The 23,982-nt window shown below is 71.4% G+C and carries 20 protein-coding genes; 17 read left to right on the top strand and 3 right to left on the bottom strand.

Features of this window, described 5'->3' with window-relative positions:
* Positions 1–280: 280 nt before the first annotated feature.
* The 11 genes from AB0H21_RS13195 to AB0H21_RS13145 all read left to right on the top strand — a co-directional run bounded on the left by AB0H21_RS13195 (position 281) and on the right by AB0H21_RS13145 (position 13,787).
* Complete coding sequence (locus AB0H21_RS13195; RefSeq protein ID WP_358515602.1) at positions 281–1,171, top strand: MurR/RpiR family transcriptional regulator; 891 nt, start codon at positions 281–283, stop codon at positions 1,169–1,171.
* 253 nt (positions 1,172–1,424) lie between these two features.
* On the top strand, positions 1,425–2,120 hold the full coding sequence (locus AB0H21_RS13190) for an SDR family oxidoreductase (RefSeq protein ID WP_358515599.1): 696 nt from the start codon (positions 1,425–1,427) through the stop codon (positions 2,118–2,120).
* Between the two features lie 100 nt (positions 2,121–2,220).
* Positions 2,221–3,570, top strand: coding sequence for a formimidoylglutamate deiminase (locus AB0H21_RS13185; protein ID WP_358515596.1), 1,350 nt, complete (start codon positions 2,221–2,223; stop codon positions 3,568–3,570).
* Between the two features lie 245 nt (positions 3,571–3,815).
* On the top strand, positions 3,816–4,757 hold the full coding sequence (locus AB0H21_RS13180) for a sigma-70 family RNA polymerase sigma factor (protein WP_358515593.1): 942 nt from the start codon (positions 3,816–3,818) through the stop codon (positions 4,755–4,757).
* A gap of 367 nt (positions 4,758–5,124) precedes the next feature.
* Positions 5,125–6,438 (top strand): ammonium transporter, encoded by a 1,314-nt coding sequence (locus AB0H21_RS13175; protein ID WP_358515590.1) that lies wholly within the window; start codon positions 5,125–5,127, stop codon positions 6,436–6,438.
* On the top strand, positions 6,435–6,773 hold the full coding sequence (locus AB0H21_RS13170; RefSeq protein ID WP_358515589.1) for a P-II family nitrogen regulator: 339 nt from the start codon (positions 6,435–6,437) through the stop codon (positions 6,771–6,773). The genes AB0H21_RS13175 and AB0H21_RS13170 overlap by 4 nt, the downstream gene beginning before the upstream one ends.
* A 7-nt stretch (positions 6,774–6,780) precedes the next feature.
* On the top strand, positions 6,781–9,138 hold the full coding sequence (locus AB0H21_RS13165) for a [protein-PII] uridylyltransferase (RefSeq protein ID WP_358515586.1): 2,358 nt from the start codon (positions 6,781–6,783) through the stop codon (positions 9,136–9,138).
* A 174-nt stretch (positions 9,139–9,312) separates the two neighbouring features.
* Positions 9,313–12,438 carry a nitrate- and nitrite sensing domain-containing protein gene (locus tag AB0H21_RS13160; protein ID WP_358515584.1) on the top strand — a complete coding sequence of 1,042 codons (3,126 nt, stop codon included), beginning with the start codon at positions 9,313–9,315 and terminating at the stop codon, positions 12,436–12,438.
* Positions 12,439–12,443: 5 nt separating this feature from the next.
* Complete coding sequence (locus tag AB0H21_RS13155; protein WP_358516541.1) at positions 12,444–12,857, top strand: roadblock/LC7 domain-containing protein; 414 nt, start codon at positions 12,444–12,446, stop codon at positions 12,855–12,857.
* On the top strand, positions 12,857–13,216 hold the full coding sequence (locus AB0H21_RS13150; protein WP_114028927.1) for a DUF742 domain-containing protein: 360 nt from the start codon (positions 12,857–12,859) through the stop codon (positions 13,214–13,216). Before AB0H21_RS13155 ends, AB0H21_RS13150 begins: the two co-directional genes overlap by 1 nt.
* Entirely contained in the window at positions 13,197–13,787 is a 591-nt protein-coding gene (locus AB0H21_RS13145) for an ATP/GTP-binding protein (RefSeq protein WP_358515581.1), read from the top strand. The genes AB0H21_RS13150 and AB0H21_RS13145 overlap by 20 nt, the downstream gene beginning before the upstream one ends.
* Before the next feature lie 75 nt (positions 13,788–13,862).
* Here the strand turns inward: AB0H21_RS13145 and AB0H21_RS13140 are convergent, their stop codons facing one another.
* Both AB0H21_RS13140 and AB0H21_RS13135 read right to left on the bottom strand, forming a co-directional pair.
* The gene (locus AB0H21_RS13140) at positions 13,863–14,840 is read right to left on the bottom strand and encodes an iron dicitrate transport regulator FecR (protein WP_358515579.1); all 978 of its coding nucleotides are present in this window, start codon (positions 14,838–14,840) and stop codon (positions 13,863–13,865) included.
* Entirely contained in the window at positions 14,837–15,910 is a 1,074-nt protein-coding gene (locus tag AB0H21_RS13135; RefSeq protein WP_358515576.1) for a hypothetical protein, read from the bottom strand. Before AB0H21_RS13135 ends, AB0H21_RS13140 begins: the two co-directional genes overlap by 4 nt.
* Positions 15,911–16,119: 209 nt before the next feature.
* Between AB0H21_RS13135 and AB0H21_RS13130 the strand changes: the two genes are divergently transcribed.
* The 4 genes from AB0H21_RS13130 to AB0H21_RS13115 are packed head-to-tail and all read left to right on the top strand — an operon-like array spanning position 16,120 to position 20,073.
* Positions 16,120–17,262, top strand: coding sequence for a spermidine/putrescine ABC transporter substrate-binding protein (locus tag AB0H21_RS13130; RefSeq protein WP_358515573.1), 1,143 nt, complete (start codon positions 16,120–16,122; stop codon positions 17,260–17,262).
* 33 nt (positions 17,263–17,295) lie between these two features.
* Entirely contained in the window at positions 17,296–18,246 is a 951-nt protein-coding gene (locus AB0H21_RS13125) for an ABC transporter permease (RefSeq protein WP_358515570.1), read from the top strand.
* Positions 18,239–19,012: an ABC transporter permease gene (locus AB0H21_RS13120; RefSeq protein WP_358515567.1), complete on the top strand. Its 774-nt coding sequence runs from the start codon at positions 18,239–18,241 to the stop codon at positions 19,010–19,012. Before AB0H21_RS13125 ends, AB0H21_RS13120 begins: the two co-directional genes overlap by 8 nt.
* On the top strand, positions 19,009–20,073 hold the full coding sequence (locus AB0H21_RS13115; protein ID WP_358515564.1) for an ABC transporter ATP-binding protein: 1,065 nt from the start codon (positions 19,009–19,011) through the stop codon (positions 20,071–20,073). The genes AB0H21_RS13120 and AB0H21_RS13115 overlap by 4 nt, the downstream gene beginning before the upstream one ends.
* Positions 20,074–20,120: 47 nt before the next feature.
* Here the strand turns inward: AB0H21_RS13115 and AB0H21_RS13110 are convergent, their stop codons facing one another.
* Positions 20,121–20,735 (bottom strand): TetR family transcriptional regulator, encoded by a 615-nt coding sequence (locus AB0H21_RS13110; RefSeq protein WP_358515561.1) that lies wholly within the window; start codon positions 20,733–20,735, stop codon positions 20,121–20,123.
* A gap of 134 nt (positions 20,736–20,869) precedes the next feature.
* Here AB0H21_RS13110 and AB0H21_RS13105 point away from each other — a divergent pair, with 134 nt between their 5' ends.
* Together AB0H21_RS13105 and AB0H21_RS13100 are read left to right on the top strand one after the other, a co-directional pair.
* The gene (locus AB0H21_RS13105) at positions 20,870–22,162 is read left to right on the top strand and encodes a glycosyltransferase (protein WP_358515551.1); all 1,293 of its coding nucleotides are present in this window, start codon (positions 20,870–20,872) and stop codon (positions 22,160–22,162) included.
* Positions 22,163–22,281: 119 nt separating this feature from the next.
* A complete protein-coding gene (locus tag AB0H21_RS13100) occupies positions 22,282–23,703 on the top strand; it encodes an aminobutyraldehyde dehydrogenase (protein WP_358515548.1) in 1,422 nt (473 codons plus the stop codon).
* The last annotated feature ends 279 nt before the right edge of the window (positions 23,704–23,982 follow it).

Genomic DNA, 23,982 nt, shown 5'->3' with positions numbered 1-23,982 from the left:
CCCACCTCCCGGTACGCTTCGGGTACACCGCATGAATGCCCCTATTCAGGGCACGTGGTGATCGGGGGATCACACACGCGAACGGGAGGCTCTCTGGTCCCGCGCGACCAGGTGGCGCGAGGGATCGCCGGCTCAAGGGCGCCCTCGCGCGGCGAGGACGCGCCATGAGCACGGATGAGGATGGCGGCTCGGTGCGTTGTCGCTCGCGGATGCGTGCGAACGCGGGGGCCGGGCACGGGGGTCTGTTCACGGGGCTGGCGCCCCGGGGCTGGAGGTGGACGTGGCGGAAGGGCTCGAACGGCTGGTGCGGGGGAGGCGGCTGTCCCCGGTTCAACGGCGCATCGCGCATTACCTGAGCGAGCATCTGCCTGACGCGGTCTTCCTGTCGAGCGTCGAGCTGGCCGAGCGGGCGGGGGTGAGCCAGCCGTCGGTGACCCGTTTCGCGATGGCGCTGGGCTTCGCCGGGTACCCCGAGTTCCGCCACGCGCTGCGTCCTCTCGTGGTGACCGGTGACGGGCCGCCCGAGAACGGCCACGTCCCCCGGGACGCCGACGCCGGCGGCGCCCGGTTCCTGCGCGAGATGATCGACAACGAGATCCGCGACCTGACGGCCGTGCGCGACCGGCTGGCCTCGGGTCACGGCGGCGCGGGCGTGCCGGCGGACGGCCTCTCGTACCGCATCGAGGAGCTGGGCAGGGCCCTGGCGGCGTGCGAGCCGCTGCCCGTGCTCGGCCTGCGCGTGTCGTCGGGGCTCGTCGCGACGTTCGGGTACTACGCGCGGCGCATCCACCCGGACGTGCGGCCGCTGGTGCACGGCGGTTCGGAGCTGACCGACGGCCTGCACGCCGCGCGCCGTGCCGGGTCGGAGTGGCTGCTGGCCGTCGTCCTGCCCCGCTATCCCGCCGAAGTCGTGCACGCGCTGCAGTACGCCGCCAAGCTGGGCTTCCGCACGGCGGTGATCGCCGACCGCATGGACGTGCCCTTCCCGGCGGACGTCGTGCTGCCCGCGCCGGTGCGCAGGCGGGCGGTGTGCGACTCGCACGCGGCGCCGCTGGCCGTCGCGATGCTCCTGCTGGAGGCGATGGCCGAGGCGGCGCCGCTGCGCACCCAGGCCCGGCTGGACGAGCACGACCGGATGGCCGACGAGATGGGCGTGTTCCTGGAGCCCTGACGCGACCCGGCCGTACGCGCCCGCCCGGCGTCACGACTGCTTTTCTCTCATGGGGGAGTCTGATTGTCGTGACCTCCTCCAGGTGGAGGTCGAATACTTAAATCACGGCAAATCATCCTTTTCTGCCTTTTGATGGCCTGGTCCAGCCATTCCAGTCGCGCGCGCAACTGAAGACCGGCGAGGATCACGGTTTCGTCGATGCGGCGGGGCGCGCCGATGATCCTGCCGGTGCGCGCCCACTAGGCTGGCGTGCATGGACGCGCGACCCATCGCCTTGATCACCGGAGGGTCGCGAGGCGTGGGCGCGGCCGTCGCCCGCGAGCTGGCCCCCACGCACGGGCTGATCCTCGGCGGGCGCGAGAGCACCACCCTGCACGCGATCTGCGACGAGCTCGGCGCCCGCCCGTGGGCGGTCGAGCTGACCGACGAGCGCGCGGTCGCCGAGGCGGTGGCCGGCATCGACCGGCTGGACGTGCTGGTCCACAGCGCGGGCATCGCCCACCTCGGCCGGGTGGCCGACGTGCCCGCGCAGCAGTGGCGGGAGTCGTTCGAGGTGAACGTCATCGCGGTGGCGAACCTCACCCGCCTGCTGCTGCCCGCGCTGCGCGCCTCCCGGGGGCAGGTCGTGCTCATCAACTCGGGATCGGGCCTGCGGGTGAACCCGGGCTGGGCGGCGTACGCGGCGACGAAGTTCGCGCTGCGGGCCTTCGCCGACGCCCTGCGCCAGGAGGAGGAGGGCGACGGCGTGCGGGTCACCAGCGTCTTCCCCGGCCGGGTGGACACCGCCCTGCAGCGCAGCGTGCGCGAGCAGGAGGGCGGCGCCTACGAGCCCGAGAAGTACCTGGACGCCGCGTCGGTGGCCCGCGCGGTGGTCACGGCGGTGACGGCGTCGCGGGACGCGCATTTCACCGAGATCGTGGTCCGCCCGGCCGCGCGGTCGACCGCCTGACGGCACGGCGGCCCGCACGGCCGGCGGCGACGCGCCGATCCGGACGAATCCATTCCTCCAGCAGGGGTTACCTTGACCTTTCCCCTGAGAGATTGAGGGAGTGTCCGACGTCACCTACTGGTGCGAGCTGGCCTGGCTGCACCCCGGGGAGGCCGTCGAGGGCGTGGTCGTCCGGGTCGTGGGCAGCCGGTTCGCCGATGTCGTGCCCGGAGTCGCCGTGGCGCCCAAGGGTGCGATCCGGCTGGCGGGGCTCACGTTGCCCGGCCTCGCCAACGCCCACTCGCATGTCTTCCACCGCGCCCTGCGCGGCCGGGCCGAGGCCGGCGCGGTGAGCTTCCGGGACTGGCGCGAGCGCATGTACGCCGTCGCCGCCTCCCTGGACCCCGACTCCTACCTCGCCCTCGCCCGCGCGACCTTCGCCGAGATGGCCCTGGCGGGGATCACCGGCGTCGGCGAGTTCCACTACCTGCACCACGGCGAGGGCGGAAAGCACTACGACGACCCCAACGCCATGGGCCACGCGCTCATCGAGGGCGCCAGGGACGCCGGCATCCGCATCACGCTGCTGGACGCCTGCTACGTCACCGCCGGCATCGGCGCGCCCCTGGACGGCACACAGCTCCGCTTCGGCGACGGCGACGCCCACCGCTGGGCCGAGCGCGTCGACGACCTGGCGGGGGAGTACCTCAAGACGGAGGACGTCGTGATCGGCGCCGCCGTTCACTCGGTGCGCGCGTGCCCGCCCGAGCAGATGCCCGTGGTGGCGGACTTCGGCCACCGCAGGGCGGCGCCGCTGCACACGCAGGTGTCCGAGCGGCGCACCGAGAACGAGCACTGCGTGAGCACCTACTGCGCGACCCCCGTGCAGGTCCTGTACGAGCACGGGGTGCTCGGGCCGCGCACGACCGCCGTCCACGCCACCCACCTGACCGACGTGGACGTGGCCCTGCTCGGCGGGTCGTCCACCCACGTCTGCCTGTGCCCGACCACCGAGCGGGACCTCGCCGACGGCATCGGCCCGGCGCGCCGGCTGCGCGACGCGGGCTCGCCGGTCACCGTCGGCACCGACAGCAACGCGGTGATCGACCTGCTGGAGGAGGCGCGGGCCGTCGAGCTGGACGAGCGCCTGGTCACGGGGCAGCGCGGGCACTGGACGGCCGATGAGTTGCTCCAGACGGCCACCATGGTCGGGCAGGCGTCCCTCGGCCACCCCGACGCGGGCTTCATCGTGCCCGGCGCCTGGGCGGACCTGGTGTCCGTGCGCCTGGACTCGGTGCGCACCGCCGGGGTGGGCGCCGAGTCGGCGCTGGAGCGCGTGGTGTTCGGGGCCACGGCCGCCGACGTCCACTCGGTGGTGTCCGGCGGCAGGCGGGTGGTCGTGGAGGGCGGCCACGTGCTCGGCGACGTCGGCACGCTGCTCGCGGACGCCATCTCGGCCATCCGCGGCTGATCTTCCGCGGCTTCACGTCAAAGGCGATTTCGCGCTTTCAACTGCCTTTTCGCGGATGTTCTCGCGCCCGGTCTCATCCCTGAGGATGACGTCTAAAACCATTCTCCGGTCGTATCCCTTTAGGGAATCTTTGCCGTGGACTGTTCGTTGGTCGAGGCAGAAGAGGGGGAGAGGACGTCGCGCTGCCGCGGGGCGCCCTCCGATCCGCACATACGGCGGGCGTGGCGAGACGAGGTGCCAGCGTAATGGCGATGCCGACGGGGAATCGGACGCAGGAACAGCAGGTCGCCGACAGGGATCTTCTCGGCACCTACCTGGCCGAGATCGGGCGTGTGCCGCTTCTCAGCGCGGAGCAGGAGGTCGAGCTCGCCAAGCGCATCGAGGCGGGCCTGTTCGCCGAGCAGCTCCTGGACAGCGGGCTGCCCGAACCCAAGGCGTCGGACGCCACGGACGAGGAACTCGAGCGGGTCGCGGTGTCGGGGCGTCGCGCCAAGGACGAGTTCATCCAGGCGAACCTGCGGCTGGTCGTCGCCGTCGCGCGCAAGTACTCCGGGCGGGGGATGCCGCTCATCGACCTGGTGCAGGAGGGCAACCTCGGCCTGGTCAGGGCCGTCGAGAAGTTCGACTACCGCAGGGGCTACAAGTTCTCCACCTACGCCACCTGGTGGATCCGCCAGTCCGTGGGCCGCGCGATCCACGAGCAGGCGAGGCCCGTGCGCCTGCCGACCCACGCGGGGGAGCAGATGACCCGCCTGATGCGGGTCCGCCGCGACATGATGGCCGAGCTCGACGCCGAGCCGACCGACTCCGACCTCGCCGCCGTCCTCGATCTGCCCATCGAGCGGGTCCGCGAGCTGCGCCGCTGGGCCTCCGACCCGGTGTCGCTGCAGCTCGGCGTCGGCGACGAGGACGAGACCGAGCTCGGCGACATGATCGCCGACGACACCTGGGCGAACCCCGAGCAGCAGGCGATGGACACGCTGGAGCGCGAGCGCCTGGAGGACTGGCTGCTCGGCCTGGAGGGCCAGACCCGCGAGATGTTGCGGTGGCGTTACGGCCTGGTCGACGGGCGGGAGCACACCCTCACCGAGGTCGGTGAGAAGTACGGCATCGGCCGTGACCGGGCACGCCGCATCGAGCGTGACGCTCTGGCCCGGCTCAGGAAGCTGGCGCAGACGGCGGCGTAGCGCCTGGGGCCGACACGGGTTGCGTGTGATTTTCGGCCCCTATTCGCCATTTTCGGCTGGTCGGCCCTTCGGGGTGGCCGCCGCATGCCCGCAGGTGGTGGCGCCAGGGCGCCGGCCCCGCGGTCCTGCACGCTGCTGAGCGGCGTGCAGTTTGGGACATGCCGATATTGATCGTCCCACCCTCCGAAACCTGGCCGAAACCTCATGTCCGCGAGTTTCACGTACGTGAAACACGCCTGGTCGAGACCTGAAACGGCGGAAGAACACGCTTTCGGCCAACGTCAGTGCGCAGCCGGTCAATGAAGCCCTGGAGCGCCCACTGCGGGAGAAATCGGCCACACGCCATTTGTAAGGAGGGTCGCATCGAATGAAGATCGATAGCGGCACTACAGCCTGGATGCTCGCGGCCACCGCATTGGTGCTGCTGATGACTCCGGGCCTCGCGTTCTTCTACGGAGGCATGACCAGGGCCAAGAGCGTCCTGAACATGATGATGATGTCATTCGTCAGCATCATCACCGTGACCATCGCCTGGACCATCTACGGGCATGCCTTCGCCTTCGGTACCAACGGCAACGAGACGCTGAACAAGTTCATCGGCGGGCTCAAGGAGATCGGCCTGCAGAGCCTCGTCGACACCGCCACCAAGGACGACGGCACCGGAATGCCGAGCCTGGTGTTCTCCGCCTTCCAGCTGACCTTCGCCATCATCACCGTGGCCCTGATCAGCGGCGCCATCGCCGACCGCGCCAAGTTCGGCGCCTGGGTGGTCTTCTCGGTCATCTGGGCGACCATCGTCTACTTCCCCGTCGCCCACTGGGTCTGGGGCGGCGGCTGGCTCAGCCAGCTCGGCATCGAGGACTTCGCGGGCGGCACGGTCGTCCACGTCAACGCCGGTGCGGCGGGCCTGGCACTGGCCTTGGTGCTCGGCAAGCGCAGCGGCTGGCGCAAGGACCCGATGCGGCCGCACAACCTGACGCTCGTGCTGCTCGGCGTGGGCCTCCTGTGGTTCGGCTGGTTCGGGTTCAACGCCGGCTCGGAGCTCGCCGTCGACGGCACCGCGGGCCTCGCGTTCATGAACACCCAGATCGCCACCGCGGTCGCGGCCGGCGCCTGGATCCTCGTCGAGAAGATCCGTGACGGGCACTCCACCACCCTCGGCGTCGCCTCCGGCGCGGTCGCGGGTCTGGTCGCCATCACCCCGGCCTGTGGTTTCGTCGACCCGTGGGCGGCGATCGTCATCGGCGCCATCGCCGGTGCCGTCTGCGCCTACGCCGTCGGCCTGAAGTACAGGCTCGGCTTCGACGACTCCCTCGACGTGGTCGGCGTCCACCTGGTCGGCGGCGCGATCGGCGCGATCTCGCTCGGGTTCTTCGCCGCGTACCCGTTCCTCGACCCGCAGGCCGAGGGCCTGTTCTACGGTGGGGGCCTGACCCAGCTCGGACGCCAGATCCTCGGGCCGGTGGTGGTCGGCGTCTATTCGTTCGTCCTCGCGTGGATCATCGGCAAGATCATCGACAAGACGATGGGCTTCCGGGTCACCGAAGAGGACGAGGTCACCGGCATCGACATCACCACCCACGCCGAGACCGGCTACGACCTCGGCTCCGTTCACGCCTCGGGCGTCTCCGCCTCCGTGAACGGTCCTGTCCCATCAGTGGCGAAGAAGGTAGACGCATGAGGCTCATCACGGCGGTGATCAAGCCCTTCAAGCTCGACGACGTCAAAGCGGCGCTGGAGCAGTTCGGCATCAAGGGAATGACGGTCAGCGAGGCCAGCGGGTACGGCCGGCAGCGCGGCCACACCGAGGTCTACCGTGGCGCCGAGTACCAGGTCGACCTGGTGCCCAAGGTGCGCGTGGAGGTCCTCGCCGAGGAGGATGACGCCGAGGACGTCATCGACGTCATCGTCAAGGCGGCCCAGACCGGCAAGATCGGTGACGGCAAGGTCTGGTCCGTCCCCGTGGACACGGTGGTCCGGGTCCGCACGGGAGAACGCGGACCGGAGGCCCTCTAACCGGATGATGAGAGGCGACGCTCGCTCATATGCGGCGGCACGTAAGGAACGCGCCGCCGACATCGACCGCTGGCTGGCCGACCTCTTCCGTACGGCGTGTCCCACGTCGTACGGACGGGAAGGCCGGAACGGGCTCGGGGGGGCCAGGAGCGGGTACTCCTCCGCAGATGAACGCGCCGGTGCGCCACCGCCGGGGCCCGGCGCCCCGCCGGGCGGCACCGGCGCACCCTACGCGGGGACCGGCGTGGCCCTGGTCGCGGTAGGGAGCCTGGGGCGAGGTGAACTCGCCCCAGGCAGCGACCTCGACCTGGTCCTCCTGCACAACGGCCAGGAGGACGTCGCCCGCATCGCCGACCGCATCTGGTACCCCATCTGGGACTCCGGGCTCGGCCTTGACCACTCGGTGCGCACGGTGGACGAGGTCACCAAGGTCGCCCGCGAGGATCTGAAGGCGGTGCTCGGCCTGATCCAGGCCCGGCACGTCACCGGCGATCCCGAGCTCACCCGCGCCGCCCGCGAGGCGGTGCTCGCCGAATGGCGCTCCGACTCCAAGCGGCGGCTCGCCGAGTTGCGCGAGGCCGCGGACAAGCGGGCCGAGTCCTCCGGTGAGCTGGCCTTCCTTCTCGAACCCGACGTCAAGGACTCCCGTGGTGGTCTGCGCGACGTCCAGGCGATGCAGGCCGTCGCCGCCGCCTGGGTCGCCTCCGCCCCCGGCCCCCGCGTCCGCGAGGCCTACGAGTTCCTGCTGGACGTCCGGCACGGCCTCCACCTCGTCACCGCACGCGGCGCCGACCGGCTGGTCCTCCAGGAGCAGGACGCCGTGGCCGGCGCGCTCGGCCTGCTGGACGCAGAGGCGCTGATGCGCCGCCTGGCCGAGGCCGGCCGTACGATCAGCCACGCCTTCGACTCCACCTGGCGCACGGTCGACCGCCTGCTCTCGGGCCCGGCCCCTCGCGGCCGCCGCCCGCTGGCCGACGGCGTGGTCGAGCACGGCGGCGAGGTCGTCCTCGCCCGCGGCGTGAGCCCCAAGAACGACCCGATTCTCGTGCTCAGGGCCGCGGCGGCCGCCGCCGAGGCAGGCCTGCCGATCGCGCCCGCGACGGTGTCGCTGCTCGCCTCGCAGTCGCCCGCCCTGCCGGTGCCCTGGCCGGACGAGGCCCGTGACGCGCTGGTGGCGCTGCTCGGCGCCGGGCGCGCGGCCGTCCCGGTGTGGGAGGAGCTCGACCAGGCGGGCGTCATCGTCCGCCTCATCCCCGACTGGGAGCGGGTGCGGCACCGCCCGCAGCGCAACCCCGTCCACCGCTTCACCGTCGACCGCCACCTGATCGAGGCGGCGACGGGCGCGGCGTCGTTCACCCGCGAGGTGTCGCGGCCCGACCTCCTGCTCATCTCCGCCCTGCTGCACGACATCGGCAAGGGCTGGCCGGGCGACCACTCGACGACCGGCGAGATCGTCGCCCGGGACATCGGCGCCCGCATGGGCCTGCCGCCCGCCGACGTCGAGACGCTCGCCACCGTCGTGCGCCACCACCTGCTGCTCCCGGAGACCGCCACCCGGCGCGACCTGGACGACCCGGTGACGATCTCCCGGGTCGCCGAGGCGGTCGGCTCGCGCGAGGTGCTTGAGCTGCTGGCCGCCCTCGCGGTGGCGGACGGCAACGCCACCGGGCCCGCCGCGTGGAACGCGTGGAAGGCGTCGCTGGTGTCGGAGCTGGTCCGCCGGGTGCGTTCGGTGCTGTCGGGCACGCCGCCCACGCCCGCGCCGACGCTCTCGCCGCGCCAGGCCTCGCTCGCCCGGCACGGTGGCGGCGCGGTCCGCGTGCACGGGGGAGCGGTGACCGTCGTGGCGCCGGACCGGCCGGGCCTGCTGTGGCGGGCGGCGGGCGTGCTGGCGGCGCACCGCATGGTCGTGCGGGCCGCTTCGGCGGCCTCGGCGTCCTCGACGGCCGTCATCGAATTTTCGGTGGTGCCCGAGTACGGCACCCCGCCGGACCCCGCGACGCTGGAGGCCGATCTCCGCCTGGTGCTGGCCGGGCGGCTGGACATCGAACAGCGGCTCGCGCGTCGTACCAGGTCAATGCGGCCGGCCCGGGTTCCGGTGGCTCCTCCACGGGTCAATCTGGTGGACGACGCCTCGCAGACGGCCACGGTGGTCGAGGTCCGCGCGCATGATCGTCCGGGGCTGCTGTGGCGTATCGGCCGTGCCTTCGGCGAATGCAACCTTGACGTGCGCGCCGCGCGCGTGGAGACTCTCGGCGCGGAGGCTGTCGACGTCTTCTACGTGGTCGACCGGTCGGGGCGGCCGATTACCGACGCCGCGCAGCGTGCGCAGGTTCGCGACCAGGTCCTCGCGGCACTGCGCTGACGCGCGCGGCCTGGTCGGGGGTTTCAAGGTCATTTAGGCAAGGTTCATAACAATTACGTGCGGTGTGATGGGTTCTGGCCACGGCATTGGTGACCTTGTGGTCGAATTGTCCCCGCTTACGCAATTATCAGCCATGCCGTCATCCATGCATGGAAGATCGTGGGGGGTGGCGCGGTGAGCACGACGAGAACCGGGATCAAGTCCACACTCCAGCCCGGAACGGCGGGCGACCCTCGCCTCAAGCGCCACAAGCGCTCGGGCGGACAGGGACGTTCCGGAGGCCACCACGGCCGGAGTGGCGTGTCCAGGCTGTCGCTGCGGAACTGGCGCGTGCCCGCCCGCCTGACGGCTCTCATCCTCGTGCCCACGGTCGTCGGCGTCCTGCTGGCGACCCTGCGTGTCGTGACGTCCATCGACAGCGTCGCCGCGTACCAGCGGATCGCCGCCGAGGCCGAGATCGCTTCGCGTCTGCGCGACCTCGCCATGGAAATGGGATTGGAACGCGATACGGCCACCTGGGTGCAGGTGAACCGTCAGCAGAAGGCCGCGCTGGAAGAGCAGCGCCGCGCCGTCGACGTCGCGATCACCCGGGTCCGGCAGGACCTCACGCAGGTCGACGCCGGCTACGGCGTGCGCGCCGTCGAGGCGACCAGGCAGGTGGAGAACCGCCTGGACAGCCTGCCCGTGGTCCGCGCCGGCGGCCAGCCCGCCAAGTACACCGACGTGATCGCCTCGATCCTGCGCCTGCACGACGAGGTCACCCAGACCGCCGAGGACCCCGAGCTGGTCGGCGACGCGCGCGGCCTCAGCGCCCTCGCGCACGCCAAGGAGGAGGCGTCCCAGCAGCGCGGCGCCCTCATCGGCACCCTGCTGCGCGGCGAGCGCTTCACCCCCGACACCCTCGAGGACTTCATCGCCGCCCGGTCGCGCCAGAAGAGCGCGATGAACACCTTCACCGGCGAGGCCGGCGCGGACAACGGCCGCTACCTCGCGCAGGTCGTGCGCGGCACCCAGGTCATCCGGGCCGAGCTCACCAAGTCGTGGGCCATCGCCCTGGCCAGCCGCAACCTGCCCATCAAGGACGGCAATGGGCGCGCGCTGGCCGTCAAGCAGTGGTTCGACGACAGCACCAAGAACATCGACCTGCTCAGGCAGGTCGAGTCGCGGGTCGCCGAGTCGCTCGCCGCCCGCGCGTCGGTGCTGGAGTCGGGCGAACGGCGCAACGCGATCATCGCCGTGGTGCTCATCCTCGCGCTGGTCCTGCTCGTCCTCGCCACCACCGTGCTGATCGCCCGCTCGCTGGTCAGGCCGCTGCGCAAGCTGCGCTCCGAGGCACTGGAGATCGCCGGTTTCCGCCTGCCCGCCGTGGTGCGCCGCATGCGCGAGTCCGGCGACGCCACCGAGACGCCCGACATCCAGCCGATCCTCATCGGCACGCACGACGAGATCGGTGAGGTCGCCACCGCGTTCGACGAGGTCCACCGCCAGGCCCTGCGGCTCGCGGCCGAGGAGTCGCAGCTGCGCGGCAACGTCAACGCCATGTTCGTCAACCTCTCCCGGCGCATCCAGACGCTGGTCGAGCGGCAGATCTCCCTCATCGACGGCCTGGAGCGCGGCGAGCAGGACGGCGGCCGGCTGGCGGACCTGTTCAAGCTCGACCACCTCGCCACGCGCATGCGCCGCAACAGTGAGAACCTGCTGGTCCTCGCCGGGCACGAGGCCGCCCGCAAGCGCAGCCGGCCCGCCAAGCTGGTGGACGTCGTGCGCGCCTCGCTGTCGGAGGTCGAGGACTACGAGCGGGTGAACGTCAAGGTCCACCGCGGCGCGGCCGTCTCCGGGCACGCGGCCAACGACGTCGTGCACCTGGTCGCCGAACTGGTCGAGAACGCTCTGGCGTTCTCCCCGGGCAACACGCGCGTCGTCGTGTCGAGCAGCTTGATCGAGGGCGGCGGCGCCCTGCTGGCGGTCAGCGACTCCGGCATCGGCATGACGCCGGACGAGATCGCCGACACCAACCGCAGGCTGGCCGACCCGCCCGTGGTCGACGTGTCGGTGTCGCGCCGCATGGGCCTGTTCGTGGTCGGCCGGCTGGCGCTGCGCCACGGAATCCGGGTGCAGCTGCGCAGGGGCGACGCGGCCGGGCTGATCGCCATGGTGCTCTTCCCGCCGCAGCTCATCTCGATGGTCGCCGGGCGCTCGCCGGTGACGCCCCAGGGCGGCGACGCCCAGGAGACCGGCCCGTTCGCCGGGGCCCCGGGCTACAACGACGGCGCCTCCGCGCCGGCGGCGAACGGCGCAGGATCGTCGTCTGCGTTCAACGGCGCCGGATCGCCCGTGGCGTTCAAGGGCACCCCGGCGCAGGGAGCGTTCGGCCCGGGGACGGGCGGCGCGCCGGGCGGCCGTTTCGGCCGGTTCGGCGACCCCGCGCCCACGGGCCCCCTGCCGGTCCGCCCCGGCCCCGCGGGCCCGGGCACAGGTCCAGGCACAGGTTCGGGCACAGGTCCGGGCGCGGCCCCGACCGGCCCCGCGGGCGGACCGCTGGAACCGCTCGGTCCGGGGACCTCCCCCGTACGGCCGCGCGGGGTGTTCGAGGCGCCGCCCCCGCCGGCCGGGCCTCCCTTCGGGCCCGTGGGGCCCTCGACGGACCCGTCCATGTCCGCGCTTCGCGATCTTCCCGAGCCGTCCACCGGGCCGGTCAGGGGCGCGCCGGATCCGTCGCGCCCGGCCGGACGATGGGCGGGCACCGAGCCAGGGGACGCGGGCGGCAGGGCGCCCGGCGTCCCGGAGTCGCCGCTGGAACGAGGGGACGAATACTTGCCGATCTTCGCGTCGGTCGAGTCGGCGTGGTTCCGCCGGCCCGACACCCAGGAGATCGCCGCCTCCCGGGCGCAGGAAGCGGAGGGATCCGCGTCGTCGCAGCCGGCGGACGGGCCCCGGACGCCCGAGCCCGCGCCGCGGCAGGCCGCGGGCGGCGGGACATGGGGTTCCGAGGCCGACACCGGCTGGCAGGCCGCCGACGCGGTGAACGACCCCGCCCTCGGCGGGATCACCTCGTCCGGGCTGCCGAAGCGGAAGCCGAAGGCCAATCTCGTGCCGGGCTCGGTGGGAGGGACGCCGTCGCAGCAGCCCCAGGGCCAGGCGGCACCGGTCCCGCCGCGCCCGGACGTCTCCGCCGATGTCGTCCGCGCCCGGATGTCCCGTTTCCAGCAGGGCATCCAGCGCGGCCGGGCGGACATACGCGACCGCGAGACCGATCGGCCCGGCGCCGATCGTGGCCGTAGTGAGAAGGAGGGTTCGTGATTGAGCTGAGTCACGAGGCACGCAGGTTCGACTGGCTGATCACGGAGTTCGTCAGCGGGACACCGGGCGTGGCTCACGCGGTCGTGGTCTCGGCCGACGGGCTCAAGCTGGCCAACTCGGCGGGCTTCCCGCCGGACCGGGCCGACCAGCTCGCCGCGGTCGCGGCGGGCCTGCTGAGCCTCACCGTGGGCGCGTCCCGCGTCTTCGATGGCGGTGGCGTGACCCAGACGGTGGTCGAGATGCAGCACGGCATCCTGCTGGTCATGGCCATCAGCGACGGCTCCTGCCTCGCGGTGCTGGCGTCCCCCGAGTGCGACATGGGGCTGGTGGCGTACCAGATGACGTTGCTCGTCGAGCGCGCGGGCCAGGTGCTCACGCCGGCCCTGCGCGCCGAGCTTCAGACGTCCAGGATCCGGTGATGCTCGGGGGTGACGGGGCCGAGGACGAGCCTCTCTTCCGTCCGTACGCCGTCACCGGGGGCCGAGCCGAGCCGAGCTACCACCTCGCCATGGAGACTCTGGTCTCCTCGGCCCCGATAATGAGTGATGATTTGTCCCTGCTCACGCCAGAGCAGGAGGCGATCATCATGATGTGTCACTCCGTCCGTTCGGTCGCGGAGATCTCCGCACTGCTGCGGGTCCCGCTCGGCGTGGCCCGGGTGCTGATCGCCGACATGGCCGACGAAGGTCTGGTTCGCCTGCATCTGCCGCGGCTTAACCAGGGACAACCAGACCACAACCTGCTCGAAAGGGTTCTCAGTGGACTTCGCAGGCTCTAGCCGCGGCGGGGCGCTCACGTCGACGAAGATCGTCGTCGCGGGCGGCTTCGGCGTCGGCAAGACCACCTTCGTCGGGGCGGTGTCGGAGATCCTCCCGCTGACCACCGAGGCGGTCATGACCGACGCCAGCGCCGGCATCGACGACCTGGGTCTGACGCCGAACAAGACGACGACCACGGTCGCGATGGACTTCGGCCGGCTCTCGCTGGACCAGGATCTGATCCTGTACCTGTTCGGCACGCCCGGTCAGCACCGGTTCTGGTTCATGTGGGACGACCTGGTGCGGGGTGCGATCGGCGCGGTCGTGCTGGTGGACACGCGGCGGCTGGCGGACTGCTTCCCGGCGATCGACTACTTCGAGGAGGCCCAGCTCCCGTTCGTCGTCGGCATCAACGGCTGGGACGGGCACTACCCGCACGCCGAGCAGGAGGTCCGCGAGGCGCTCACGCTCGCCCCGCACATCCCCATCGTGCGCACCGACGCCCGGTCCCGGGAAGCGGTGAAGTCCACCCTCATCACGCTGGTGGAGTACGTGCTCACCCTCAGGTCGGTGTACGGCCGCACGAGCTGAGGCCGCACGCCAGGCCGCGCGAACCGGGAAAGGGGTCCGGCACGGCGAACGCCGTACCGGACCACGCGCGCGGGCTCAGCCCGCCGCCCACCACGACGCCGAGACCAGCTCGGCCACCAGCGTCTCGGTGAGCAGCGCCACGTCGGGGTCGTCGTCGCCCGCGTACCTGACGGCGTGCGCGCCCTCGGGAGCCGGGCCGACGGCCAGTACCGTCGAGCCGCGCCGCCGCACCCAGTCCATCGCCTGCTCGTCGTAGGGCGAGCCGGGGAACAGGATGGCCCGGTAGTCGAGGGTCTTGGTGAGGTACACGTCGACGTGCGCCCAGTCGCCGGTCTCGCACGCGTCCGCGGGCCGGCGCGGCCCCTCGCGCACCATCAGCGCCGACTGCTCGGCGGACGAGAGCCGTGCGGCCGGGGCGATCGTGTAGACGCCGTGCGGCCCGTCGAGCAGGGCCAGCGCGTCGGCGAGCCAGGTCCCCCTGCGGTCCAGCAGGTCGGCCGTGGCGTCCGCGGCCCGCCGTAGCAGCCCGGGGACGTCCGCCTTGACGCCGGTGAGCCGGGCCTCCAGGGCGAGCAGCAGCGCCAGCGTGTGCTGGAAGGTGCGGCACGACACCCCGCCGCGCTCCTCGCCGGCGCGCATCTCCACGACCGTGCCCACGACCATGCCCGCGACCGTGCCCGCGCCCTCGGTGACCGGGGAGCCGGGCGTGTTGGTGAGCACGAGCGTGGGTGATTTGTCCTGGTATCGCGACAATGCGTCGAGGGTCTCCCGGCTGCCGCCCGTGGCGGAGATCGCCACCACCAGCGTGTCCTCCGCCGGCGGGTACCCCAGCCGGGCGGAGGCGTACTCCGCGACGGCGTCGACCCCGGCGGCGCGCAGCCGCAGCGCCGCGACGCCCGCCGCGTACCGGGAGCTGCCCATGCCGAGGAACGCCACCCTGCGGATGCCCGCGGGCAGGTCCTCGAACGGGTCGAGGCCCTCCAGCGCCTCTGCCAGCCCCTCCAGCGACGCGGGCTTGGCCTCCAGGTCGGCGAGATACAGCTCGGGGTTCACTGGTCCTCCTCGGCGGGGATCCGGGCGCGCAGCACGCCCATGGGGGCGTAGCGCCAGCGGGGAAGGTGGCGGGCGGCGTAGATCAGCTCGCGGCACTCCTGCTCGATCTCGAACGGGTCGAGCAGTTCCTCCGCGAGCAGCCAGGACATGTCGTGCGCGGTCAGGCGGTCGCGGTAGGCCGACAGGAGCAGCGCGCGCGCCTCGCGGGCCCAGGTCAGCATGCGCGGGAGGCCGGCCCGCCGGTGCTTGACGGTCACCTGGGCGACGTGGTCCAGGCTCGTGCGCAGTTGCGCCAGGTCGCGGGCGGCGGGCTGGTACGGGTCGGCGCCGGTGACCGTCGGGTTGCCGTCGAAGTCGATGACGGCGTACCCGTCGCGCCAGCGCAGGGTCTGGCCGACGTGCAGGTCTCCGTGGATGCGGATCAGCGGGGTGCCGCCCGCCCGGCCGAGCGCCGCGACCCCGTCGCGCAGGACGTCCGCCCGCGCGGCGAGCCAGGCGCCGTCGGGGCCATCTGTCAGCTCCAGGGCCTCGTCCAGGGCCGCGCGGGCGCGGTCGTCCCACAGTGGTCCCGGGACGGCGTGCCGGACGGGGGAGGGGACGGCCGCGGAGGGGGTGGCCATGGCGGCGTGCAGGTCGGCGGCGAGCCGTCCGAGGTCGGCGGCGAAGGCGGTGCGCCCGGCCTCGGCCTCGTCCACGCACCACTCCCAGCCGTCCCGGGCCTCCGGCAGGTAGGCGGTCATGAGGGCGACCAGCGTCTCGGGCCCGTCCGCCGGGCACGCGACCAGGGCCGCGTACGGCTGGGCGGTCTCGGTGAAGCCGACGGCGGCCAGGTGGGCGTAGACCTCGGGGGCGGGCTGGGGGAGCGGCAGGGGCGGGGTGAGCCACTTGACGACGACCCGCTCGTCCACGATGACCGAGCGGTTGGTCTGGTCCACGTCGAGACCCCGCTCGGGGGCCGTGATATTGATGTGCGGCAACGGATGGAAGTTCTGGACGACGTGCCCCTCCGGGGGGCGCCCGCCGCGGGCGAGAGCCGCGACGAGCCGTGCGGTCGCACCGTCCCCCGCCATGGGCGGCCATCGCGCGTACGCGAGGCCGTCGGCGTCTGTTGAACTCGGATTCAACTCGGCAACCAAACTACGAGCTAACAATGTCCGGAAAAGTCTTGCTCATGTTGATATGTACTGCAACACTCCTGGTTTGGTCTGCCGTGCGAAGGTCAGGCACTGCGGTCTTCCCCCGTACCACGGAACGTCCAGAACCCTAAGGAGTAGCGGCCGTGTCCCGAATCCGGTACAGCCGTCGTCTTCCGGCCGCGGCACTCGCCGCCGGTCTTGCACTCGCGCTCGCGGCATGTGGTGGTAGCAGCAAGACGAGCGCGGACGGAGCGGCCCCCAGCGCGGCGGCCGACCAGCTCGACCCCAACGCGGATCTCACCAAGCAGTCCCTGAACATCACGATCTGGGAGGGCTACAGCCCGAAGGACCTCCCCCAGCGGGTCAAGCAGAACCCCAAGCTCGGCTTCGACGTCAAGGTCGCCATCCACGACACCAACGAGATGGCCATGGCCAAGCTCACGGCGGGCGGCGACAGCGGCATCGACGTCGCCTTCGTCTCTGGCCAGTACGCTCAGGCGCTCTACGAGCAGGGACTGCTGGAGCCGCTCCACCCCGAGCTGATCCCGAACCTCGCCAACCTCTACCCCGAGGCCTCCCAGCTGTCCTTCGACAAGGGCAACAAGTTCGCGGTCCCCTACACCTGGGGCACCACCGGCATCTGCTACCGCACGGACATGGTGAAGACGCCGCCGACGAGCTGGAACGACATCCTCGACCCGCCCGCCGACCTGCGCGGCAAGGTCACCATGATGACCACCGAGCGGTGGCTGGCCCTGCCGGCGCTCAAGCAGCTCGGCTACTCCATCAACACCACCGACGACCAGCAGCTCGCCCAGGCCAAGGACCTGCTCCTGAAGGCCAAGAAGACGCTGCTCGCCTACGACGACACGACGTTCGGCGACAAGCTGGACAAGGGCGAGGCCGCGATGGTGGAGGCGTGGGACGGCTGGTGCCCGACCACCAACCCGAAGATCAAGTTCGTGGTGCCGAAGGAGGGCAGCGACCTCTGGTCGGACACCATGGTCATCATGAAGACGTCCAAGAACAAGGAGGCCGCGCACGCCTTCATCAACTTCATCCTGGACCCGTCGGTGCACAGCTGGGTGGCCGAGAACATCCTGTACAAGGTGCCCAACAAGGCCGCCATGGACCTCGTCTTCAAGAACGACGCCGACCTGGTCGCCAAGAACACCCCGCTCCAGATGAACCCCGCCGAGCTGCTGCAGGGCGAGTCGATCGTCGACCTCGGCGAGGCCTCGACGAAGTACACCCGCCTGGCCCAAGAGATCGCGGCCAACCAGTAGTGACGGCCAGACGTTACTGAGACGGCTGCTGCCTTGACTGCCAAGCACGACCTCGCACCACCCGGCGCGGTGACCGGCCCCACGGCCGGTGGGCCGCCGCGCCGGTCCTCGCGCCGGTCACGGGCCCTCGGGACGGCGGGCGCGCGCCTGGCCTTCCTCGGACCAGGGCTCGGATACCTCATCGTCCTGCTGCTGGTGCCGCTGGCCCTCGTCCTCAGCTACACCGTCTTCCGCAGGGGGCGGTTCGGCGGGGTGATCTACGAGGCGACGGGCGAGAACTTCACCCGCCTGTTCGACCCGCTGTACCTTCACATCGTCCTCGAGTCCATCAAGATCGCCGCGGTGACCACCTTGGTCGCGCTGCTCCTCGGCTATCCGACCGCGTACGCCATCGCCCGGCTGCCCCGCAAATGGAAGACGGTCGCGCTGGTCGCCGTCGTCCTTCCGTTCTGGACCAACTTCCTCATCCGCGTCTACGCCTGGGTGATCATGCTGAGCGGGCCGGGCCTGGTGAACGAGACGCTCACCGGCATCGGGATCATCGACAAGCCGCTGGAGCTGCTCTACAACCAGGGCACGATCGTCACCGGCCTTCTGTACTCCTACCTGCCGCTGATGATCCTCCCGCTGTTCGCCGCCATCGAGCGGCTGGACCCGCAGCTCGCCGAGGCGTCGGCCAACCTCGGCGCGCGGCCCGCCCGCACCTTCCTGTCGGTCACGCTGCCCCTCACCATGCCGGGCGTCCTGACCGGCTGCATCTTCGTCTTCGTCCCCTCGCTCGGCAACTTCGTGATCCCGGAGATCCTCGGCGGCGGGCGGTCCATCATGGTGGGCAACCTCATCAGGGACCAGTTCCTCAAGGCCCGCGACTATCCTTTCGGGTCCACACTCGCGCTCGCGATGATCGCCGTGCTCATCGTCCTGCTGTTCCTGCAGGCCTGGGTGTCGCGCGTCTACGGGGGGACGGAGGGCCGCCGTGGGTAGGAACCGGCTGATCTACGTGCCGTTCTGGGTCACGTACGTCTTCCTGTACACGCCCATCGTCGTGCTGGTCGTGATGTCGTTCAACTCCGGCAAGTCGCCGTACGTCTTCGAGGGCGCGAGCCTGAAGTGGTACGCCACCCTCGCCGGGGACGAGACGGTCCGCGAGGGGCTGATCAACACCCTCATCGTGGCCGTCGGCACGACCGTGCTGTCCACGATCCTCGGCACGCTGCTCGCCGTGGGCATGGCCCGCTACACGCGGTCGCGGCTGCTGGACGCGCTCGGCCTGCTGCCCGCCGTGCTTCCCGACATCGTGCTCGGCATCGGCCTGCTGGTGTTCTACAACCTGGTGCAGGCGACGCTCGGCCTGTGGTCGATCGTCCTGGCCCACACGGTGTTCGGCATGGCGTTCGTCGCGGCGGTCGTGCGCACCCGGCTCAGCCACGCCGACACCTCGCTGGAGGAGGCCTCCCGCGACCTCGGTGCGACGCCGCTCGCCACCTTCGCGCGCATCACGCTCCCGGCGCTGGCCCCCGGCATCGGGGCGGGCGCGCTGCTGGCGTTCACGCTGTCCCTGGACGAGTTCGTGATCGCGTTCTTCACCGCCGCGCCCACCCAGCCGACGCTGCCCATCGTGATCTACTCGATGGTCCGCTTCGGGGTCACCCCCGAGATCAACGCGCTGGCGACGATCCTGCTCGCGGTCAGCTTCACCGTGATCATCGTCGCGCAGCGGATGACCCGACTGACGGAGTCCCTGAGATGAGTGCTGTTCCCGAGGCGCCCGCCGTCCCCCGGACGCTGGTGGGCATCGAGGGCGTGTCCCGCCGGTTCGGCGACGTCGTCGCGCTGGACGACGTCACCCTGGACATCCGCCAGGGCGAGTTCTTCGCCCTGCTCGGCCCGAGCGGGTGCGGCAAGACCACGCTCCTGCGCATCCTCGCCGGCTTCGAGACGCCCGACTCCGGCGCGGTCACCCTGGACGGCGCCGACCTGCTCGGGCGCCCGGCCCACCGCCGCCCGGTCAACCTGATGTTCCAGTCCTACGCGCTGTTCCCCCACATGAGCGTGGCCAAGAACGTCGCGTACGGGCTGGAGCGCGAGGGCGTGCCCCGGGCGGAGGTCTCCGCGCGCGTGGCCGAGGTGCTCGCGACGGTCGGCCTCACCGACCAGGCCGGACGCCGTCCCCACCAGCTCTCCGGCGGCCAGCGGCAGCGGGTGGCGCTGGCCAGGGCCATCGTCAAGCGGCCCCGGCTGCTGCTGCTGGACGAGCCGCTGTCCGCACTGGACAAGAAGGTCCGCGCCGAGATGCAGCTCGAACTCAAGCGGCTGCAGCACGAGGTGGGCATCACCTTCGTCGTGGTCACGCACGACCAGGAGGAGGCGATGTCGCTCGCCGACCGCATCGCCGTGCTCCAGGCGGGACGCGTGGAGCAGGTGGACGCGCCGGTGCGCCTGTACGAGCGGCCGGCCACGCCGTTCGTCGCCGGGTTCATCGGGGCCAACAACCTGTTCGAGGGCGTCGCAGACGGTGAGGGCCTGACGGCGTCCGGCCTCGGCACCCTGCCCGCGCAGGGCGGCCTGACCGCCGGGACGCCCGCGCTGCTCGGCGTCCGCCCCGAGTCGGTTCGGCTCGGCCCGGAGGGCGTGCTGTCCGGCGTCGTCGCCGACGTCAGCTTCTACGGCGGCGTCTCCCACATCGCCGTCCGCGTGCCCGGCCACGAACGGCCGGTGCTGGTCGCGACGCAGGGGCCGACGCGCGTGACGGCCGGCGCCGAGGTCGGGCTGGGCTGGTCCGCCGCGGACGCCGTGCTGATCGCGCGGTGAACGCCGCCGTCCCGGCCCGGGCGCAGGCCGAGGTGCCCGTTGAGGTGTCAGTTGAGCGGGACCCGCAGCGTGTTGCCGGTGACCGTCCTCGCGTAGCTGAGGATGAGCTCGGCCGCCTCGTCGGGGCCGATCACGGGGTGGCGCGCGGTGATGCGGTAGCCGTACGCGTCCTCCAGCGCCACCAGGTTGCGCGCGATGACCACGGAGTCCCCCGTCAGCGTGAAGACGCCGAGGGCCGCGCCCGTGTCGAGGATGGACTGGTACATCGCGACCTGCCGGTCGTACAGCGTGGTCAGCAGCACGGCGTACACCCGGTTGCGCGCCGCCGCGCCGCCGAGTTCGTTCAGCAGCCGCACGCCCGGGTCGTCCGGGCCGACCGGCAGCCCGGACCGGATGGTGACCACGAGCTTCTGCGCGGGGTCGCTGAGGCCGGAGACGCGCTTGACGCGCAGCTCGTAGAACCGCTCCATGCCGGCGTGGTGCGCCTCGACCAGCAGCTCGCTCAGGTCGGGGTAGTGGTAGAGCACCGCGCCCGACGTGAGCCCGGCCTCCTCGGCAACGTGGTTGAGGTGCACGCCCTGGGTGCCGTAGCGGAGGATCGCCCGGCGAGCGGCCTCGATGAGGTCCACCCGCCGGTCCGCCCGGCTCTTGCGCGAGCTCATGCCAGCCTCCCCTGTGCCCCGTTGTTGAAGATGGAGTGTAAAACCACTCTTCCCCTCCAGGCCATACGAAACTGGAGTTTGACCTACCCCGCCCACACGTATTTGAATCGTCCTTCAAATCCGATGGAGTACTGATGGCCACCATACTTTTCATGCCGGAGAGCGCCTACGGGCCGACGAACAACTGCATCGGCATCGGCGACATCCTTCGTCGCCGGGGCCACCGCGTGGTGTTCGCGGCCGAGGCGTCGTGGAAGGGCAAGCTCGTCGCGATGGGCTTCGAGGAGGACCTGGTCGACCTGGCCCCGCCCGCCGAGGAGGAGCAGGACCCGGGCCAGTTCTGGAAGGACTTCATCCGCGACACCGCCCCCGAGTACCGCAAGTCGACGCTCGTTCAGCTGGAGACGGTCACCAAGCCGATCTGGGACGCGCTCATCGACGGCGCCAAGTACTGCGAGCCGCAGCTCAGGGCGATCATCGAGCGGGTGAACCCGGACGTCATCGTCGAGGACAACGTCATCACCTTCCCGGCGTTGCTCACCGCCGGCAAGCCGTTCGTGCGCATCGTCTCCTGCAACCCGCTGGAGGTGAAGGGCGAGAACGTCGCGCCCGTCTTCAGCGGCCTGCCCGCGGACGACCGGAGCGAGTGGGACGCCTTCCACGCCGAGTACGACCGCACCCACCGCGAGATCTGGACCGCGTTCAACGAGTGGGTCGTCGAGCAGGGCGCCCGGCCGCTGCCCGAACTGGAGTTCATCCACGAGGGCGACCGCAACCTGTACGTGTACCCCGAGATCGCCGACTACACCGACGCCCGGCCGCTCGGCCCCACGTGGTACCGCCTGGACTCCTCGGTGCGCGAGACCGACCAGAGCTTCGAGGTGCCCGAGTCGCTTGCGGGCGGCGAGGGCTCCCTGGTCTACTTCTCGCTCGGCTCGCTCGGCTCGGCCGACGTCGAGCTGATGCAGCGCGTCATCGATGTGCTGGCCACCACGCCGCACCGCTACATCGTCTCCAAGGGCCCGCTGCACGAGGAGATCAAGCTGGCGGACAACATGTGGGGCGCCGAGGTCGTCCCGCAGACCAAGGTGCTGCCCCTGGTGGACCTGGTCATCACGCACGGCGGCAACAACACCACCACCGAGGCGCTGCACTTCGGCAAGCCGATGATCCTGCTGCCGCTGTTCTGGGACCAGTACGACAACGCCCAGCGCATCCACGAGCTCGGCCTCGGCGTCCGCCTGTCGACCTACACCTTCACCGACGAGGAACTGATCTCCGCCCTGGACCGGCTGCTCGGGGACACCGCCCTGCGGGTGCGCCTGGCCGAGGCGGGCGAGGAGATCCGCCGCCGCGACGGCCTGCGCCGGGCCGCCGACCTGATCGAGGAGACCGCGACCGGCGCCACCAGCGGCACGGCCGTCTGAGCCCCACCCCCGCCGGTCCCGCCACCGCGGCGGGACCGGGCCACACCAACAGGGCCGTACCAACAGGGCCGTACCAACAGGGCCACACCCACAGGGCCGCGCCAACAAGAAAGAGCACCATGAGCAAGACCCCCGTGAACCCGGCCACCGGAGAACCGCTGGCCCCGGTGCAGGACACCCCGCCCGCCGAGGTCGCGCGCGCCGTACGCGAGGCCAGGGACGCCTACCGGGACTGGGCGAACGCGACGCCGGGGGAGCGGGCGCGCGTGCTGCTGCGCCTGGCCGACCTGGTCGAGTCCGACGCCGAGGAACTGACCCGGCTGGAGGTCGCCGAGACCGGCAAGCCCGCGACGGTGTTCCGTGACGGCGAGCTGCCCTTCGCCGCGGACAACCTGCGGTTCTTCGCGGGCGCGGCCCGCTCGCTGGAGGGCAGCGGCGCGGGCGTGCTGAGCGCGGGGTACACCTCGGTGCTCATCCGCCGCCCGCTCGGCGTCGTGGCGTCCATCGCGCCGTGGAACTTCCCGCTGGTGATGGGGATCTGGAAGGTCGGCCCCGCGCTGGCCGCGGGCAACGCCGTCGTGATCAAGCCCGCCCCGCAGACGCCCGGCACCACGCTGCGGCTGGCGGAGCTGGCGGTGAAGGCGGGCCTTCCCGAGGGCGTGCTGCGCGTGGTCACCGGCGACGCCGAGGTCGGGCAGGCGCTGGTCACGGACCCGGGCGTCGACATGGTCAGCGTGACCGGCTCGACCGCCACCGGCAGGGCCGTCATGCGCGGCGCCGCCGGCGAGGCGGGCACCGGGCTCAAGCGCGTCCACCTGGAGCTGGGCGGCAAGGCGCCCGCGCTGGTGTTCGGGGACGCCGACCTGCCGGAGATGGCCAAGGGTGTCGCGATGGGCGCGACGTACAACACCGGGCAGGACTGCACGGCGGCGACCCGCGTGTACGTCGAGCGCGCGGTGTACGACCAGGCGGTCGAGGCGCTGCGGGAGACGCTCGCGGGCGTCGCGTTCGGCGACCCGTGGGACACGGCGACCGACATCGGGCCGCTCATCTCCGCGGGCCATCGCGAGCGGGTGCACGGCTTCGTGCGGCGCGCGGCGGACGCGGGGGCGCGGGTGCTGTGCGGCGGGACGGTTCCCGGGGGGTCGGGCTTCTACTATCCGCCCACGCTCGTCGCGGGGGCGGCGCAGGACAGTGAAATCGTGCGGGGCGAGGTTTTCGGCCCTGTGCTGGTCGTGATCCCCTTCTCGGGCGAGGATGAAGCGGTGCGCCTCGCCAACGACACCCCGTACGGGCTGGCGTCGTCGGTCTGGTCGCGGGACGTCGCGCGGGCGCTGCGGGTCTCGCATCGCCTCGATGTGGGCGTGACCTGGGTCAATGATCACCTGCCGATCGCGTCGGAGGCCCCACACGGAGGGGTCAAGGGTAGCGGATTCGGCAAGGACATGAGCCAGGAAGCGGTACAAGAGTACTCGGTCACCCGCCACCTGATGATCAAACACGCGTCCTCCGAGCCCCGTGAAGGATTTCGCCCCGCATAGTTACGGAAGCGAAAAGGGGGATTTATCCCCTGGACGCCTTGTTTGGTGATGTTTGTCCATGAATGTGCTGTTGGCCGATCTGGTAAGGGTGTGCTCCAATTACCCTCGCCTGATGGATGTCTCGGACGTCTCCTGCGCCTCGCGCGTGACGTACCCCCCTGAACGCCAGGCTCGGTGAGAGGTTGCGAAAACCAGTGAGGACAAAAGACCCCCGGGGTAACCCAGGTCGAAAGGGCCGTGTGGAGCGGTCGGCGCCATCCATGGCGCGTACGCCGAAGA

This window comes from Sphaerisporangium sp. NPDC051011, assembly GCF_040653595.1.
In the GTDB taxonomy this organism is placed as follows: Bacteria; Actinomycetota; Actinomycetes; order Streptosporangiales; family Streptosporangiaceae; genus Sphaerisporangium.
This window is presented reverse-complemented; position numbering and strand designations above follow the sequence as displayed.

What these genes read in the sequence shown, in the direction of transcription:
- AB0H21_RS13190 (WP_358515599.1), top strand. Translation starts at nt 1,425, where the DNA reads ATGGACGCGCGACCCATCGCCTTGATCACCGGAGGGTCGCGAGGCGTG.
- AB0H21_RS13180 (WP_358515593.1), top strand. Translation starts at nt 3,816, where the DNA reads ATGGCGATGCCGACGGGGAATCGGACGCAGGAACAGCAGGTCGCCGAC.
- AB0H21_RS13175 (WP_358515590.1), top strand. Translation starts at nt 5,125, where the DNA reads ATGAAGATCGATAGCGGCACTACAGCCTGGATGCTCGCGGCCACCGCA.
- AB0H21_RS13170 (WP_358515589.1), top strand. Translation starts at nt 6,435, where the DNA reads ATGAGGCTCATCACGGCGGTGATCAAGCCCTTCAAGCTCGACGACGTC.
- AB0H21_RS13165 (WP_358515586.1), top strand. Translation starts at nt 6,781, where the DNA reads ATGAGAGGCGACGCTCGCTCATATGCGGCGGCACGTAAGGAACGCGCC.
- AB0H21_RS13150 (WP_114028927.1), top strand. Translation starts at nt 12,857, where the DNA reads ATGCTCGGGGGTGACGGGGCCGAGGACGAGCCTCTCTTCCGTCCGTAC.
- AB0H21_RS13135 (WP_358515576.1), bottom strand. Translation starts at nt 15,910, where the DNA reads ATGGCGGGGGACGGTGCGACCGCACGGCTCGTCGCGGCTCTCGCCCGC.
- AB0H21_RS13115 (WP_358515564.1), top strand. Translation starts at nt 19,009, where the DNA reads ATGAGTGCTGTTCCCGAGGCGCCCGCCGTCCCCCGGACGCTGGTGGGC.
- AB0H21_RS13110 (WP_358515561.1), bottom strand. Translation starts at nt 20,735, where the DNA reads ATGAGCTCGCGCAAGAGCCGGGCGGACCGGCGGGTGGACCTCATCGAG.
- AB0H21_RS13105 (WP_358515551.1), top strand. Translation starts at nt 20,870, where the DNA reads ATGGCCACCATACTTTTCATGCCGGAGAGCGCCTACGGGCCGACGAAC.
- AB0H21_RS13100 (WP_358515548.1), top strand. Translation starts at nt 22,282, where the DNA reads ATGAGCAAGACCCCCGTGAACCCGGCCACCGGAGAACCGCTGGCCCCG.